Here is a 16379-nt window from a genome sequence, read left to right as displayed (position 1 = left end):
ATGCAGATCGACACCCTGGGAGCCGTCATCATGGGGTTGGTTGGGTGGATGGATTTGGGCGTGTGGGTGGTTGTGACGTCGGGACAGGCTTCCCGTTATGGCCGGTCTCCTCCCCGCACGAGGGCGGCGAGAAAGGACAGCCCGTCAACGGCCAGTGCGTCCTGGCTCGGCGCCAGCGGTCGCCAGATCGACGCGGCTGTCGCGACCACGGCGTTGTCCCCGGTGAACGACTCGATCACGAGCGGGCCGCGGTACCCGACCGCGTCGAGCGCCGTGACGATGCCCGGCCAGTCGAGATGGTCCGCACCCGGAGTGCCCCTGTCGTTGGCACAGACCTGGACGTGCGCGATCCGGCCCGCCGCCCTCCGGACGGCCCCCGGGACGTCCCGCTCCTCGATGTTCATGTGGTAGACGTCCAGGCCCACCCCGCAGCCTTCGGGCGGCAGGCCCGTCAGCGCCTCCAGGGCCTGGTCAACGGTGTTGATCACGCTCGTCTCATACCGGTTGAGGGGTTCGACCGCGATGGTGATGCCCGCCCCCCTCGCGTGCTCGACCACCGGCGCGATGCTGTCGCGGAGCTGCTCGTAGCAGTCACGTCGCTCCGCATCGCCGATCCGCCAGGTGCGCCCGACCGACGCGTAGGCCGGGCCGGCGACCACCGGCGAGGAAACCGTGGCCGCCACGTCGACCACGCGCCGCATGTAGTCGCGCGTAGTGGCGATCGTCGTGGGGTCAGCCGCCACCAGTTCGCGGCCCGGTGCCATCGCCAGCACGACGGTGGCGGACAGGCCCAGCGAGTCGAGCAGCTTCGCCGCGCGCTGGGGATCCCAGTCACCCACGTTCTCCACCGGAAGCTCGATCGTGTCGAAGCCCCACTCACGGATGCGCGGTGCCAGTTCGGCCAGTCGCTGGTCGGTCAGGGGCGAGGTCCACACCCACGTGCTGACCCCGATCGCCCTCGTTGCCTTCATCGGTCCTCCCATTCCGTCTGCTTCTTCCCCAAGCACCACGCCGGGCGGGGCGGCCCGCCCCTGCCGGCCTGCTCGGCCGTGACGGCACGCCCGCGCGGACCGGGCATCACTGGCGCGCCCCGTCGGCGGTGCCGACGCCGAGGTACCTGCGTTGCAGGTCCGGCCGGGTCAGCAGCTCGTCACCGGTGAACTCGGCTTCGAGCCGGCCGGACACCATGACGAGCTGGCGTTGCGCCATCCGGACCGCGGCGCGCAGGTTCTGCTCGACGACGAGCACCGCCACCCCCTCGTCGACGAGCCGATGCACGGCATCGACGAGGATGTCGACGATGGTCGGGGCCAGCCCTTCGGACGGCTCGTCCATCACGATCAGGCGCGCGTTCAGCAGAAGCGCCCGCCCGACGGCGAGCATCTGCTGCTCGCCGCCGGAGAGCGCGGCGCCGCCATGCTTCTTGCGCTGGGCGAGCCGCGGGAACAGCTCGTAGACCGCCTCGGGTGTCCACCGCTTGGCGCGTGTCCCGCGGGCCAGCATGGTGAGGTGCTCGTTGACGGTCAGCGAAGGGAACAGCCGCCGCCCCTGGGGGACATAGGCGATACCGCCATCGGCGATCTTCTCCGGCGCCCGTCCCGTCAGCCGCTCGCCCCGCAGCAGGATCTCGCCGCCCGACGCCGGAAGGAATCCGACGAGGGTGTCGCAGAGCGTGGTCTTGCCCATGCCGTTGCGGCCGACGATCCCGACCGCCTCGGCACCCATGCTGAAGCTGAGATCGTCCAGGACCACCGACGCGCCGTAGCCGGCCCGCAGCCGGCGGACGTCGAGAAGGGGTGCGCTGCTCATGCCGACGCCTCCGTGCCCAGGTAGATCTGGTGGACGTGGGGATCGCTGCGGACCTGCTCGGGGGTGCCGGCCGTGACCCGCTCGCCGTCGGCCATCACCACCACCCGCTGGGCGACGCGGAACGCCACATCCATGTCGTGCTCGATGAGCAGCAGGGTCAGGCGTTCGTCGAACGACTCCAGCAGCTCCACGAGCCGCTCGCGCTCGCCCCGCGACAGGCCGGACGCCGGTTCGTCCAGCAGCATCACGTCCGGTCTCGTGGCGATCGCCATGCCGAGTTCGAGCTGCCGCTGCTGCCCGTGGGCGAGTTCCCCCGCCGGGGCGTCGAGCTGCCCGGACAGCCAGACCCGGTGCGCCACGTCGGCCGCCGCCTCTCCCATCCGCCGGTCGGTGGACGACCGCCACAGTGTCCGGTGCCGACCCCGGTGGCCGGCGAGCGCGAGATAGAGGTTCTCGCGCACCGTGAGGCCCGCCAGGGTCCGCGCCTTCTGGTACGTCCGTGCGACGCCGAGGCGGGGCCGGTACCGCGACGGCCGGTCGACGCACTCGACGCCCTTGATGACGACGGAGCCGCCGGCCGGCGTGACGTCGCCGGCGATCACGTTGAACAGCGTGGTCTTGCCGGCCCCGTTCGGCCCGATGATCGCCAGCCGCTCGCCCGGCGCGATGTCGAGGTCGATTCCGCGCAGGGCGAGCAGGCCACCGAACGCCACCGTGACCGCGCGGACCTGAACGACCGGCGTCGAGCCGTTTGGCTCGGTTCGCGCGGCGCTGGTGTGAGCCATGACCGGGATCTCCTAGTTCTGCGGGACGCCGTCGACGACGGGGATGGCCTGGCCCTCCCACGGCAGGTCCCGCTCCTCACATGCCGGGAAGTCCCGCCCCGGCGACGGCGTGTCCGGGCTGAACGTGCCACCGAAGGTCTGGTCGACGCCGGGCACGATGGCCACGGTCTCCTGCACGACCTCGCCGGAGTCGTTGACCGCGAGCCGCGAGAGCCCGACGTCGACGATGCCGCTGCCGTTCTCGTCGAGGCTGATGTCGCCGTACGGCAGTTCGAGGGTGAGGCCGGAGACGGCCGACTGGAAGGCCTCGGCGTCGGAGATGTCGCCGCCGGTCGCCTCCAGCGCCTCGACGAGCGCCACGCCGGCCGTGTAGTACCCGTAGAAGAACCCGAAGGCCGCGGCGGTCGAGGGCGGCGCGGGCTCGTTGGCGCTCAGCGCTCCCGGAAGGGTCTCCCACGTCTCGTCGGCGCTGGCGAGGTACTCCTCGATCTCCGGGGTCCGGACGTCACCCGGCAGCGTGGCGAAGCCGCCGATGTGCGCACCGGCGATGTCGGTGCCCAGAGCCTGGGCGAGATCCGGGTTGAAGAACAGGTTGCCCGCGTGCTGGTCGCCCGTCAGGTCGCCCTTGGAGTTGATGAACGCCTCAAGCGCGGACTGCGTCCCGGTGCCGCCCACGGCCCAGAAGTAGCCGTCCACCTCGTCCGGGTTCGGCAGCTGGGCGATGTAGGAGGAGTAGTCGGTGGTGCCCAGGGGCGGGAAGACCCGGTGGGTGACCTGGCCGCCGACGGCACAGAAGTCGGCGATGAAACCGGCCGCCGACGTGTGGCCGAAGCTGTAGTCGTCGGCGATGACCGCGACGTTCCGCCAGCCCTGCTCGTTGTACAGCAGGTCGCCCAGGCCGGCGTTCCAGATCGCGCCGTCGCCGTAGAACCGGAAGTAGTTCGGCGCCTGCACCTGGAGGGTCTGCTCCTGCGAGCCGGAGATGCCGGCGAACACCGTGATGTCGGGGTTGGCCTTCGCGTACTCGGCTATGGCGATGCCCTCGTCGCCGGAGAGCGGGCCGATGATGACGTTCGCTCCGAGTTGCTCCACCAGGCGCCGCACCTCTTGCAGGATGCGGTCGGCGGTGTCGTCGCCGCAGCCGACGCCGACGAGCTCGATCGGGGTCCCCTCGACCGCCGCGCCGGAGAAGCCCTCCAGCGCGCTGGTGGATGAGTTCGGCGTCGCGCCGGCGAACCGCGCCAGGGCGAGCGTCGTGCCCGCGACGACATCCTCGTGGAAGCCGCCGAAGGGGCCCTCACACTCGCCCAGGATGCCCAGCCGGACGTCGTTCTCGCCCGTGGCGCTCCCGTCGCCGACGTCCCCCTGCTCGTCGGCGGGCAACCCGGATGAGTCGTCCCCGCCACCGCATCCGACGGCCACCAGAGCCAGGATCGCCGCGACGGAGAACATCGGCGCCGTTCGGCGTCTGAGTCTGTTCATGATCGTGTTACTCCGAATTCTTTCTCGGTCTTGCGAACGGAAGGCGAGCCGCCGGTTGTCGGCTCCGGCGTCGTGTCGGGGCGCGCGCTGGGGCGGCGGCGCAGTCGCCGGACGATCCCGGTCAGCCCCTCGGGGGAGAGCACCATGATCGCCAGGACGATCACTCCGATCACGGTGTTGAACCGGGCCTCGGTGATGCCGATCCGGTCGATCAGCGGAAGATCACGCAGGTAGGTGAAGACCAGCACGTAGACGAAGGCGCCCAGCCAGGCACCCTCGAAGGACGCGATGCCACCGATCACCGCGATGATCAGCAGGATCAGCGTGGGCCCGATCGAGATCGACGCGGGATCGATCTGGCCGTTCCACCACACGTTGAGCAGGCCGCCAAGACCGGCCACGAACCCGGCGAGGGTGAATGCCAGCGTCCGGTGCAGCATCACGTTGAACCCCAGCGAAGCCATCCGGGTCGGGTCGTCGCGGACGCCCTGCAGCGCCAGCCCGAACGCCGTCCGCCCGACCGCCCGGAAGCCGAGGTAGGCCAGCGAGGAGAGCACGATGCCCGCGTAGTACAGCCGGACCGGCGGGCCCAGGACGTCCGGCCGCTGGATGCTGGTGATGCCACCGGGACCGGAGATCTCGACGATCTGGGCGAAGACGAAGTAGCCGATGACGGCGTAGACCAGCGTGAGCATCAGGAAATAGATCCCCGAGGTGCGGCTCGCGATCGCGCCGAGGACGAACGCCACCGCCGTGGTCACCACGATCGCGAACCCGACGGATGCCCACGGGTGCCAGCCGAGGTTCAGGCCACGGGCTCCGGCCTCCTGCGCCGCGTTGCCGAACATGAAGCCCGCGATCCCGAACAGCAGGTACTGCGCGAGCGAGGTCATGCCCCCGTACTTGGCGAGGAACACGATCGTCGCGGCGGCCAGTCCGAGGATCAGGGTCTGCGTCATGACGAAGTTGACGAAGAACGGTGTCGCGAGACTCGGCAGGACCAGCAGGAAGACGACGAGGGCGGCGAGGAGGAGGTTGTGCCGGGTCAGCAGTGCACGCGCGTTCATGCCGGCCTCCCGAACAGTCCGTAGGGCCGGATGGCCAGGACCAGCGCCAGCAGGGCGAAGGTGATGATGATCGCGTAGTAGGAGTACTCGGTCGGCAGATAGACGGGCGAGAACGCGACGACGGTGCCGTACAGCAGTGAGCCGGCCGCGGCGCCCCTGAGCGATCCGAGGCCGCCGACGATGACGACGATGAGCGCGTTCAGCAGCCAGCTCCCGTCGGTGCCGGGCGCGGCTCCGGCGAACGAGGCTCCGAGCACTCCGCCCACGCCCGCCAGGAATGAGCCGACGAAGAACGTGATCGCGAAGACCAGCCTGATGTTGATACCGAGTCCACGCACCATCTGGCGGTCGTCCACACCGGCACGGATCACGATCCCCATGCTCGTCCTGGTCAGCCAGAGCCAGAGCAGCGCGCCGACCAGCACGGCGACGCCGAGAATGAACACGCGGGTGAGGGCGTAACGCTCGCCCAGGATGGTGAAGAAGTGGCTGATGGCACCGGGCCAGACCATCGTCTGGGCCAGCCCGCCGAACTCGCGCAGCATCTGGTCGGCCAGGACGACCGTGAGGGCGAGCGTGATCAGCGCCTGGCGCAGCTCCTGGCCCTCGTTCCACCGGAGGAAGATCTGGTGGATCGCCAGTCCGAGCACGGCCGCGACGAGCGCGCCCGCCAGCATGGGCACCAGCCAGTCCAGCAGGCCGACCTGCGACGGGTCGATGTTGCGGGACTGGCCGACCATCGCCTCCTGCACGCGGATGGCGATGTAGGCGGCCAGCAGGAACAGCGAACCGTGTGCCATGTTCACCGTGCGCATGAGCCCGAAGACCAGGGTGAAGCCGGACGCAGCAACGAACAGGAGCCCGGCGAACGTGACCGCGTCGAGCGCCGTGACGACGAACTTGCCCGGGTTCTCCGTGGCCGGTCCGGCCGGGGTGCCGTCGGCGAGGAATGCCACCCACGCGGCAGCGACGGTGACGGCCAGGGCGACGGACCAGACCGGTAGCCGGCGGAGTTCCGCTCTCCGCCGCTTCGCGGCTGTCGCCGGTCTTCGCCCCGGGGGCGCGGTCACCTCGACCCCGCTCGTACGGCGGCCGGCGTACCGGGCCGGAGTGTCCTCGTCTTCCACGTGTGCGCATCGGTCTGGGCAGGACTCATCTGTTCTCCCGCTGTTCGGCGCCTTGAGCGGCGCGCGTTCTCCGTCATGGCGGCTTCGGTCGGCGGGCGCGGCATGGTTGACGCGCCGGGGCACGGCAGGGCCCTTGGGTCCCGTTGAGGACGTACATCGCGCCATCGGGCCGGCGATCGGGCTACCGTGGCAAGGGACGATGACTCACTGGTCACTCAGGCTGGTCACTCAGGCTGGTCACTCAGGCGGCGCACGGTGCTCGGCGCTCCGCCCGCGGCGCTCGGCCCGCGGCGCTCGGTGCCTGCGAGCGGCGGGTCAGCGCCGCCCGCTGCCCGTCACTTCGCGGTCGGCCCCTGCTCGCGGAGCCCCGGACAACCGGGACCAGGTAAGTACCAGCGCGAGTGCGGGTGCCGCTCGACGCGGCCTCGCCGGGCGGGCGTGTCGGGAAGCCGGTGCACGGTTGCCGGGGGCGGCTCGGTCGCGTTGCCGAGCGCACGCGCCACGGGCCGCCCAGACCCGCGGTTGGTGTCAGCCGCCATTACCCCCGCCTCCGACCCGGACCATGTGAGCATGTGACGTTCACAGTCGCCTCAAGCAGGCTCTACCAGCAGCCCGCGCCAGACGCAAGGGCCGCGGTACTGCGGCGGATGCTGTCGCCGTCATCCCGTCACGCCCTCGTAATCGGGGATCGTCACCCGTGCTCCCCCGTTCATGGCCGATTCGTGCGCGCAGATGCCCACCGACGTCCAGTTCGCGGCGGTGACCTCGTCGATCGCGGACTGCCGGTCCTCGACGATGCTCCGGACGAACTCGTGCGCCAGATGCGGATGCGATCCGCCGTGGCCGCTGCCCTGAATGAACGAGAGGTGCTCGTGATCGTCGTCGTAGACGCCACGCGTCGTGAAGGGAGCGACCTGGGGCGGCAACAGGTGCGCGAAATCCGGGATCTCGACGTGCTTCGGGACCTCACCGGTGTGCATCACGTGTCCCGAGCCCTGAGTCTGTTCCCATTCGAAGCTTGCGCGGTCACCGAACACCGTGAAGCTCTCGACGTACTCACGCGCCGTCTCGAACAGCGAGCGCGCGATCTCGGCGCCCACAGGTGAGTCACGAAGAGTGAGGAGGGCGCTCTCGACAGCGAACGGCGATCCGTACTTGCCGGCGAGCTGCGGTGAGATGCGGCCGGAGCCGATGCAGACCACGCTTTCCGCCAGCGCTCCGGCGAGACTCAGCACAGGACTCACCGCGTGTGTCGCGTAATGCATGGGCGGAAGGCCTTCCCAGTACCCGGGCCATCCGGCCATTTCCTGGTAATGGGCTCCGCGAAGGAACTGGAGCCGGCCCAGAGTCCCGTTCTCCAGGAGACCTCGAACGTAGAGGAACTCTCTTGAGTAGACGACCGTCTCCATCATCATGTATTTCTTGCCCGACTCCCGGACCGCGGCTACGATCGCCCGGCACTCGTCGAGCGTCGTGGCCATCGGCACCGTGCAGGCGACGTGCTTGCCGGCCCGAAGCGCCGAAACCGTGTGCTCGGCGTGGTTCGGAATCGGGGTGTTGATGTGAACCGCGTCGATTTGCGGGTCCTTCAGCATCGCCTCGTAGCTGGTGAACCGTCCTGGCACACCGAAATGGTCGGCGATCTCTTTCATGGGAGCCTCGGTGCGTTGGCAGACGGCCACCAACTCGGCATCGGGATGGGCCTGATAGATGGGGATGAACTCGGCACCGAATCCGAGCCCGGCAATCGCCATCCGTACTCTCTGCGTCATCTTTGACCTCCCACGGCCATGCCAGGCTACGGACGGGGAGGTGACCAAGCCATGCGTTATTCAGCAGTCTGACTTAGAATTTTTACATGCCTGAACGACGGACCCGTCACGTTGCGTTGCTGGTCGAGACGTCGAACGCGTACGCCCGCGGCGTGCTGGTGGGCGTGAAGAAGTACGTCGAGGCCCACCCCGGCTGGTCGATGTACCTCGCCGAACACAGCCGCCACGAGACCGACTTCTCGTGGCTGGAAGGCTGGCACGGCGAGGGCCTGCTGGCCCGCATCGAGAGCGCCGAGACGGCTCGGTTCATCCGGCGGCTCGGCCTCCCCACGGTCGATCTCAGCGCGGCACGGCTGCTGCCCGAGCTGCCCGGCGTAGAAACCGACGACGCCACCATCGCGCTGTGGGCCGTCGAGCACTTCAAGGAACGGGGTCTGCAGCATTTCGCCTTCTGCGGGGACGAACGTTTCGGCTGGTCCCTGAAGCGCGGCAACTGGTTCGCGGAGCACGTCCGCGCGCACGGCTTCACCCCGCGGGAGTTCCGGATGAAGCCGTCGGGGATGCGCGCGGCCGACCGCGAGCTCCTCGCGGAGTGGCTCACTGATCTTCCCAAACCGGTGGGTGTGCTTGCTTGTTATGACATCGCCGGTCAAGAGGTGCTGGAGGCCTGCAAGATCGCCGATCTGGCGGTGCCCGACTCGGTCGCCGTCATCGGCGTGGACAACGACGACCTCATCGGCAACCTCACGACACCGCCGCTGTCGAGCATCGAGCCGGACACGACGAGAACGGGATACCTCGCCGCAGAGCTTCTGGACCTCATGATGCGGGGGCACTCGCTCGCACCGGGGCTGCGGCTGATCGAGCCGACCCGGCTCGTCGCCCGGCAGTCATCGGACATCCTCGCCGTGGACGATCCGCTCGTCGCCGAGGCCCTGCGGTTCATCCGTGATCATTCGGACTGGAGTCTCGCGGTCGAAGCCGTGCTTCGCCATGTCGGGCTCTCGCGGCGCGCGCTCGACTACCGCTTCGTTCGGATACTGGGCCGGACGGTCCACGGCGAGATCGTGCGCGTCCGGGTGGGCCACGTCGCCGAACTGCTGTCCTCGACGGACTGGACGCTCCAGCAGATCGCGGAGCGGCTCGACTTCAGCCACCCCGAGTACATGAGCGTCGTGTTCAAGAAGCACACCGGCAAGTCGCCGGGCCAGTACCGCCGGGCGGTGAGCGGGTCCGTCGCGCGTCAGGCCTTCTGGCAGGAGTGACCGCGCCGAGCGGTTCGCGGGCGGCCCGGCGGCCGCCCGCGACCGGTTCGAGGGAGCCGGTTTCAACGAATACGGCCCGGTTCGGGGTTGGCACTTTCGAGTGCGGTCTCGGAGCACCGTGATGTCATCCGCGCCCCCTGTCGTGCGAGCGAGACGAGACGGCTGTTGAGCGGAGGGTGTCACCGCGCGGGAGTTGGCACGGTTCGCCAAGGGCATCGGCGCGCTCCTCCCACCGTTCTTCGAACAGGCCGCTGAGGAAGTGGACAGCGGCAGGTTCTCCGGTGAGGGCAACCCGATCACCTCGGCGGTGTCGTCCATGGCCCACATCGTCCACACATCCGAGGCCCACGGCATCGATGCGGGCGTGATGCGCGCGGCCGAGGGCATGGCCCGCCGCGCCATCGGACTGGGCCATGACACCGGCGGGTTCCTGCGGATCGCCGAGGTCCTCGGCCGTCGCTGAGGAAGCCGTCAACGATCGACCACGTGTTCAGGCGGACGCGGGCTGATGGAGTCGGCGCCGATGCCGCCGCCGTTCAGTGGCTGCCCATGCGCTCCTCTCGTCGGCCTCGGAGGTGACGGTGGCCAGAACATCGGTCACGTCACGGCGTCGACCTGGTCGTCACGGCATCACGCTGAGGTCGCTGAAGCCGAAATGTCCCGTCACTCCGCCGCTGTGCGACGTCGCGATCAAACCGGCGTCCTGCTGTTCGGCGGCTCCGGCAAGCGTCACGGCAGAGCCGACCTGGGTCCAGTCGCTGCCGTTCGTGGAGTAGTAGCCGCTGACCTGGTCACCCGAGCGGACCAAGCGGACCCAGGCCGGTGCCGTGATCCCTTGGATTCCACTGAAGGAGTCGAGGTAGCCATTGCCGTTGGAGTCCCACTGGAAGGCGACACCGTTGCCGGGCGTGACCACCATGACGGCGTACCCGGCCGATGATCCGGCACCGGTGAGGTCGTTGCGCAGTACCACGCCCGCTTTGGCCCACGGATTGGTGTCGTCCATGTGGGTGACGCGGGCGGTCACGGTCGACGTGGGTCCGGCGGCGCCGGGCTGGTAGATGGTGCCGTACTCGTCGAAGTTGTCCCAGATGTCGTTACCCGCGGTCAGGATGCCGAGCTCCGGGCCGGCCTCCGCGAACTGGCTCGGCACTGAGCCGTACCCCTCCAGCGTGGTCAGCGGGTTGAGCGCGGTCACCGTCAGCGACCGGGGCAGGGTGTGCGTCGTCCCGTCGGCGCGGAAGCTGAACCCCGCCCTGACCGGCGCCCGGCTGACCGGGGTGTCGAACGCCTCGGGCGCGGTGATCTTCCACGACGTGGTGGCGGAGGCACCCGGGGCGAGGGTACGGCGCAGCGGGCCGCTGGTGCGTTGGGCCTGCCAGCCCTCGGGGACGGTGACTGAGGCGGCCAGGTGGCTCACCCGGCTGTCGCCGATGTTCTTCACCGTGGCGGTGATGGTGGTCGAGCCTCCGGCGTCCAGGGTCACCGCGTTACTGGTGAGGAACGCGCCGAGCGGGGACCGGTCCGGATCGGCGGGGTCGGCGTACGAGCCGGTTGGCCCCGCGTCGGCGATGATCTCGCTGGCCTCGATCGGCATGTTGTCGGGGGTGAAGACGACGGTGCCCTCGACGGTGTTGCCGCGCTGGCCGTCGACGAGGCCGGTGATGGCGGCGTTGGTCGTGTAGTTGTTGGTCAGGGTCTGGTCGCCGGTGAGGTTGCTGTTCTGGTTGTTGGCGTGGGCCCACTGGCCGGCGGTGTTGAGGAAGACGTTGCGGTTGGCGGTGATGTAGCGGGAGCCCTCGTCGAAGTACAGGCCGAGCTGCCCGCTGTTCTCGCAGAGGTTCTCCTCGATGGTGCTGCCCGGCATCGCGGAGAGGGTGTAGATGCAACCGGCGTCGTTCATCGTGTGTATGACATCGCTGACGTGGTTGCCCACGATCCGGACGTCGCTCAGGGTGGTGGGCGTGTCGTAGATCGGCTGGAAGTCGTAGAGGCCGCGGTTGATGTACTCGGGGCTGCCGCCCGGGTCGTTGGCGCCCCAGCCGTAGCCGACGCCGATGCCGCTGTAGGGCATGTCGAACACGTCGTTGTGCTCGATGGTCAGCCGGGTGGCGTAGCTGGCGAAGATCCCGTCCTGGTCGAGGTATTCCAGCGCGGTGGAGAAGATGCGGTTGTTGCTGAGGAGGATGTCGCTGTTGGTCATGCGCGCGTCGGAGGGGTGATGGGCGTCGGGGCGTACGCCGCCGACCACGATGCCGCCTCCCGCGCTGGCGGTGAAGGTGTTGCCGGTGACGAAGACGTTCTGGGCGCCCAGGCCGACGCCGGTGGCGTGGGCGTTGGCGTCGTTGCCGATGCCGAGCCCGACCGAGCCGAGGTTCACGAAGCTGTTGCCCTGGAAGGTGATGCCGTCGGCCGCCGACACCTGCACGGCTCCGGGGGCCTGGGCCCAGTTGTTACGGGCACCCTCGAATCCCCGGCAGCCGACCGCGCACGAGGTGAAGGCGTCGGCGGGCCGGTGCTCCTGGACGCCGGTGATGAACGCGCCGGTCTGCTGGTTGGCGTAGCCGTTGGGCGAACTGGGGTGCAGCCACGTGGTGCCGGTGAAGGTCAGCCCCTCGAACGCCAGGTCCTGGGCCGGCTCGTCGTAGGTGCCGCCGACCTCGACCAGCGATTCCAGCCGCGGCAGCTCGACCTGGGCGCTGCTCAGGTCCTGCCCTTCCAGCGGCTTGTAGTAGAGCGTGCCGGCGGTGGTGTCCAGGTACCACTCGCCGGGCTCGTCGAGGAAGCTCTTGGAGTTCAGCAGCCAGAACGCCGGCGTCCTGAACGGCGACTGGATCGTGTCGTATCCGTAGGTGTTGTTGTCCCAGGCCGGCTGCTGCATGGTGACCGTGGAGCCGGAGATGCTCTCCACCGGCGCGAAGCGGTTGGTGAACGACAGCATCGCCTGGAGCTCGATGCGCTGCTGGTCCGGCAGGTCGGCCAGGTAGCCGAGGTCCGGATTGTTCAGGGTGAAGCCGTCCTCGTTGAGCGAGATGTCGGACGGGTTCAGGCTCATCCGGGCGCGCTGGGCCGGGGCGCCGTCGACGTAGAGCTGCCGGGTGTCGAAGCCGGTGCCGACGTCCGCCCGGTAGATGCCGGTCTCGGGATCGTCGAGCTCCCACTCGGTGACCGGGTCCGCACCGGTCAGCACGGGGCTGGCTCCCGAGGCGGCCTGCCAGGACACCGTGTTGCCGTCGCGGCCGGAGTCGGCGGCGCCGAACCGCAGCGGCTCGCTGAGCCGGTACGTCCCGTCCAGCAGGGTCACGGTGACATCGCCATCTCCTTCGGCGGCGAGGTCCTGCGCCCGTCTTCGCGCCTCCGCGACGGTCGCCAGCGGCCGCTCGGCGGTGCCAGGACCGTCGTCGTCGGCTCTCTCGGCACCGGTCGGCGCGACGACAAGCGTGTGATCGGCGGCCTCGGCGTGGGCCTGGGAAGCGGGCATGGAGGTGACGACTGCGGCGGTGAGGGCTGCGGCGGCTGCCGCGAGGAATATTCGGCTGTCCAACGAGAGCGGTGGAGACACGGTGTGTCCTCTCTTCGGGGGTAAGGGTGGATGACTGGGGTTGGTCAATGGGAAGCGATGTGCGGCGCATCGCTGTCCGGATGCGTCGCACGGGACGGGGGAACGCTCAGGCGGCTCCGTCGGCTGCTCCAGCCGTCGTCGGCCACCGGTTGCAGGCGTGGTCCGGCGCGCTGCGGCCTGACGCTGGGGCCGCTGGGTGTGGGCGCTGTGTCGGCGTGATGCGGCGATCTCGCCCTCGTCCAGGGAGAGGCCGACCGGCGGCCGGAGGTCCAGCAGCTCGCTGACGATGTGGTTCGGCACGGACGCCGCGGCGAGGCGGAGATGCCGCGTTGGACGACGGCCAGGCCTTCGGCGTCCCAACGCCGCACCGGCTCCTCGACCCAGGTGAGGTCCTTGATGCGTTCGAACTCGGCGGCGTGCCGGACGGCTTGCTTGCGGACCAGGACTCGTTCGCGTCGAGCACCAGGCTGGGCGGCAAGCCGCGTGCGGCCTCGGTTCGGCACGTCCGCCGTCAGGGTCAGCCGGTGCCGGTCCCACTCGACATCGAGGCCGCCCTTGAGCTTGGCCGCCGCCTCGACGTACGCGGCGGCCGCCTCATCACCGGACTTCCAGTCCCAGACGACCCATGTGTCATCACCGGAGCCTGAGAGGAAGCCGATCCCGCGCTGCAGCGGCCGGGCAGAGCCAGAGCCCCGGACCGCGGGGTCGACCACAGTGTTCGCTGCCTCATCGCCGCTCACTCTCCGGAGGGCGCGAGGGGCACCCGCCCGTCTGTTCTGATGGCCGGAACGTAATTCGTATGACGTCTCACGTCAAGGTGATGGGCGCGTTGCCGGGCGGCGAGTTGTGGCGCCGCCTGGTCGCGAGTCGGCCAGCGAAGGCACCATGACGGCATCACAGCACGTCACCCCGGGCGCCGCGACGCCACCGGCCTGGGTACGACGGCCGGTCAGCCTCGCGAGAGCGGTCACGGCGGAGATGGCTCGTCCACCGCTGCGGGCCCGGCGACCCGTGCGGTCGCGGCGCTACTGATGTTGAATGCGTGAGTCGGGTTCGGTCACGGTGTGTTCTCCAGGGACAGTCCGGCTTGGGTGAGGCAGGTGCCGATCAGTCGAGGCCGGTACTGGATCTTTCTAAGGCGGTGCTTCACGGCGGTGGCAAGGTGATCGACCGATGCGGCGGCAAGGTTGCCGATACCGCGCTTGACCTGTGACCAGATGCCCTCTTGCGGGTTGAGGTCGGGGGCGTAGGAGGGCAGGTAGAAGACGGTCAGCCAGTCGGCGCTGGCCTCGAAGAACGCCTTGAGCTGCGGCGTCTTGTGGGCGGAGAGGTTGTCCCACACCAGCACGACCGGTCCGTCGAGCTGGATGCGGGCCCGGATGATCAGGTCGCGGTAGTCGCGCCAAGTGAAGCCCTTCGGCTCGCCCTTGCGGCCCCGGTGGAGGCGGGAGCGGTAGATCAGCCGGGACCGCTCGCCGGTCTTGTAGCAGGACATCCCGGCCATCGAGATCCGTCCGGACCCCCGGCCCCGAACCCTGACCACCGGAGTGTGGCCGCGCCGGCCCCAGGTTCTGGCACGCGGCGGCCTCAGCGACTGGCTGGCTTCGTCCTCGAAGACGACCCAGGCGCCGCGGACCGCCGCTGTCCTTTTACCGCGGCTGTCCGACAGGGCGACCTTCAGCACGGCCAGGGACTTCGAGAAGCGCACGTCCGGGCCGGCGGCCAGGTCCCGTACGAGGAACGCGCGGCTTGTGGACCCCGTACCGAGGCGGCGCCTTACCTCCCAGCGGCCCGCCAGCACATCGCCCGCGACCGCGTCCAGGGCGTCCTTCTCGGGCTCGGGCGCAGGCTCCTGCGTGGCCGGGGTCTGGGCCTCAGTCGGCGGCGGCTCGGTCAGGTCCGCCTCGACGACCTCCAGCATGTCCAGGAAGTCGTCCACCGACGACAGCCGGGCGGAGACGTCGTAGGCCGTGGCCACCTGCACCAGCTCGTCGATGTACGGTGACAGGCCGTCCACCAGTGAGCTGGAGCGCAGACCCTCGCCCGCCTCGTAGCGTGCCACCAGCTCGGCCTGGCTGGCGGCAGGTGGTTTGCGGGTGGCCAGCAGATAGGTGAGCACGCCAAGCCCGTACACGTCGAGGGCGACCGGGTCGGGCCTGAGGGCGGTCAGCTCCGGGGCCAGGTACGGGTCCGCGCCGTCCGCGAGATGCGCGCCCGCGCTCGATAAGGCGGTCGGCGCGAGCCGGTCGCCGTGGCCGGTGACGCCGTGCTCCGAGCTGCGCTGGACGGCGACCCGCCAGTCGGAGATCTGCAGATGCGGGCTGAGCCAGACGGCGGTCTCGCTGTCGGCATCGCCCCGGCGGGCGGCACGGCGGGCGGCACGGCCGCGCGGGATGACGTGGATCGCTCGGGCCGCCAGGGTGCGGTGGAAGATTCGCCGGCCATGGGCCGAGCGCACCGTCTCGGCGAGTTGGCGTACGAGCGCCACGCGGCTGAGGATGTCCAGCTTCTCGCCGTACTGGGCGAGGTATTCGTCCAGGCGCAGCGTTCGGGGGTCGAAGTCGAAGATCAGCGCGGGCCCAGCGGCGTGCCCGGCGGGGTCGTACTGCTTGAGCTGGACGACGCCGGGGTGCGGGAAGTGACGCAGCACCGCGGCCTCGCGTCGCGCCGCACGCTCCACCGAAGCCCGTAACTCGGCGTCCGAGCCGCGCTCGCGCAGATAGATCCGGACGCGCGATGCCTCCGGCAGCTCGCTGTGCTGGGCCAGGTAGTCGGACCACGTCGGGCCTGAGTCGAACGACTTCCGGCTCAGCAGATACGGGCCGACCTTGTACGCGGCGTCGCTGCGCGCGATGCCGACGCGCGTCAGCGCCCCCTTGATCCGGCGCGACCGTGAGACGTCGATCCGGCGGTACTCGTCCTTCGGTGGCTCCTTCAGCATCTCGACGAGCTCGTGGATGGTGAAGACGCCGTGCCGGTCGTGGGCGGGCAGCCGGTTCCGCAGCGAGGAGTCCGTGAAGCAGACGGCCTCCGAGACCCACACCCGCTCGCCGCTCTGCTTCAGCAGCGCCGCCAGCTCCTTGGCCTTCTTGTTCGCCAGATGCAGCGGATTGCCGTGGGGGATCTGCCGCCCGCTCGGCTGGGTCTGTAACCAGGTGCCGTTGCGGGACTCGACGGAGCCGTGCCAGTCCTTCAGCTCGATCAGGTACACCCCGCCGGGGGCAACCACTAGGAGGTCCACCTCCCGGACGTGACCGGTGTGGGCGGTGAAGGTGAAGTTCGACCAGGCCCGCCATGGCTCGTTGTCCGGGAGCTTGGCGCGGATAGCCTCCAGGCCTCGGTATTCATGCTGGAACTCGGAGTCGGTGACCGTCGTCCACCGGCCGTCCCGCATGGACTCCCCCTGCTTCGTGTCTCTTCGTGCCGATTGGTGCTGCTCAGGCCGCAAGCTTCCCCGCACAGATCGTAGCGGTGCGGGGCTGAGGGACGAAGGTGGCGGATCGGGTCTCA

11 protein-coding genes and 1 pseudogene are annotated in these 16379 nt (G+C 69.5%); 2 read left to right on the top strand and 10 right to left on the bottom strand.

The genetic code is table 11. From position 1 onward, the window contains the following. Window positions 1-95: 95 nt before the first annotated feature. The 7 genes from ACTWQH_RS20560 to ACTWQH_RS20530 all read right to left on the bottom strand — a co-directional run bounded on the left by ACTWQH_RS20560 (window position 96) and on the right by ACTWQH_RS20530 (window position 8042). Entirely contained in the window at window positions 96-971 is an 876-nt protein-coding gene (locus ACTWQH_RS20560; RefSeq protein ID WP_443288109.1) for a sugar phosphate isomerase/epimerase family protein, read from the bottom strand. A 106-nt stretch (window positions 972-1077) separates the two neighbouring features. Continuing rightward, window positions 1078-1809, bottom strand: a complete 732-nt coding sequence (locus ACTWQH_RS20555; protein ID WP_443288108.1) for an ABC transporter ATP-binding protein — start codon at window positions 1807-1809, stop codon at window positions 1078-1080. Further along, window positions 1806-2594 (bottom strand): ABC transporter ATP-binding protein, encoded by a 789-nt coding sequence (locus ACTWQH_RS20550; protein ID WP_443288107.1) that lies wholly within the window; start codon window positions 2592-2594, stop codon window positions 1806-1808. Before ACTWQH_RS20550 ends, ACTWQH_RS20555 begins: the two co-directional genes overlap by 4 nt. A gap of 12 nt (window positions 2595-2606) precedes the next feature. Continuing rightward, window positions 2607-4076 (bottom strand): ABC transporter substrate-binding protein, encoded by a 1470-nt coding sequence (locus tag ACTWQH_RS20545; protein ID WP_443288106.1) that lies wholly within the window; start codon window positions 4074-4076, stop codon window positions 2607-2609. Continuing rightward, the gene (locus tag ACTWQH_RS20540; RefSeq protein ID WP_443288105.1) at window positions 4073-5143 is read right to left on the bottom strand and encodes a branched-chain amino acid ABC transporter permease; all 1071 of its coding nucleotides are present in this window, start codon (window positions 5141-5143) and stop codon (window positions 4073-4075) included. The genes ACTWQH_RS20545 and ACTWQH_RS20540 overlap by 4 nt, the downstream gene beginning before the upstream one ends. Continuing rightward, entirely contained in the window at window positions 5140-6099 is a 960-nt protein-coding gene (locus ACTWQH_RS20535) for a branched-chain amino acid ABC transporter permease (RefSeq protein ID WP_443288104.1), read from the bottom strand. Before ACTWQH_RS20535 ends, ACTWQH_RS20540 begins: the two co-directional genes overlap by 4 nt. Window positions 6100-6929: 830 nt before the next feature. Further along, window positions 6930-8042 carry a Gfo/Idh/MocA family protein gene (locus ACTWQH_RS20530; protein WP_443288103.1) on the bottom strand — a complete coding sequence of 371 codons (1113 nt, stop codon included), beginning with the start codon at window positions 8040-8042 and terminating at the stop codon, window positions 6930-6932. Window positions 8043-8128: 86 nt separating this feature from the next. Here ACTWQH_RS20530 and ACTWQH_RS20525 point away from each other — a divergent pair, with 86 nt between their 5' ends. Together ACTWQH_RS20525 and ACTWQH_RS20520 are read left to right on the top strand one after the other, a co-directional pair. Continuing rightward, window positions 8129-9307, top strand: coding sequence for a substrate-binding domain-containing protein (locus ACTWQH_RS20525; RefSeq protein ID WP_443288102.1), 1179 nt, complete (start codon window positions 8129-8131; stop codon window positions 9305-9307). A 169-nt stretch (window positions 9308-9476) separates the two neighbouring features. Then, window positions 9477-9770 (top strand): annotated as a pseudogene (locus ACTWQH_RS20520) (NAD(P)-dependent oxidoreductase); the annotation flags it as partial. 159 nt (window positions 9771-9929) lie between these two features. Here the strand turns inward: ACTWQH_RS20520 and ACTWQH_RS20515 are convergent. The 3 genes from ACTWQH_RS20515 to ACTWQH_RS20505 form a co-directional block, all read right to left on the bottom strand. Continuing rightward, on the bottom strand, window positions 9930-12869 hold the full coding sequence (locus ACTWQH_RS20515) for an NEW3 domain-containing protein (RefSeq protein ID WP_443288101.1): 2940 nt from the start codon (window positions 12867-12869) through the stop codon (window positions 9930-9932). Between the two features lie 44 nt (window positions 12870-12913). After that, on the bottom strand, window positions 12914-13609 hold the full coding sequence (locus tag ACTWQH_RS20510) for a hypothetical protein (protein WP_443288100.1): 696 nt from the start codon (window positions 13607-13609) through the stop codon (window positions 12914-12916). A 317-nt stretch (window positions 13610-13926) separates the two neighbouring features. Continuing rightward, a complete protein-coding gene (locus ACTWQH_RS20505) occupies window positions 13927-16263 on the bottom strand; it encodes a transposase (RefSeq protein ID WP_443288099.1) in 2337 nt (778 codons plus the stop codon). Window positions 16264-16379: the final 116 nt, after the last annotated feature.

Origin of the sequence: Streptomyces sp. 6N223 (genome assembly GCF_052246635.1) — a bacterium.
Lineage (GTDB): Bacteria > Actinomycetota > Actinomycetes > Streptomycetales > Streptomycetaceae > Streptomyces.
The sequence above is the reverse complement of the archived record's forward strand: the minus strand, read 5'-3'. Positions and strand labels throughout refer to the sequence as shown.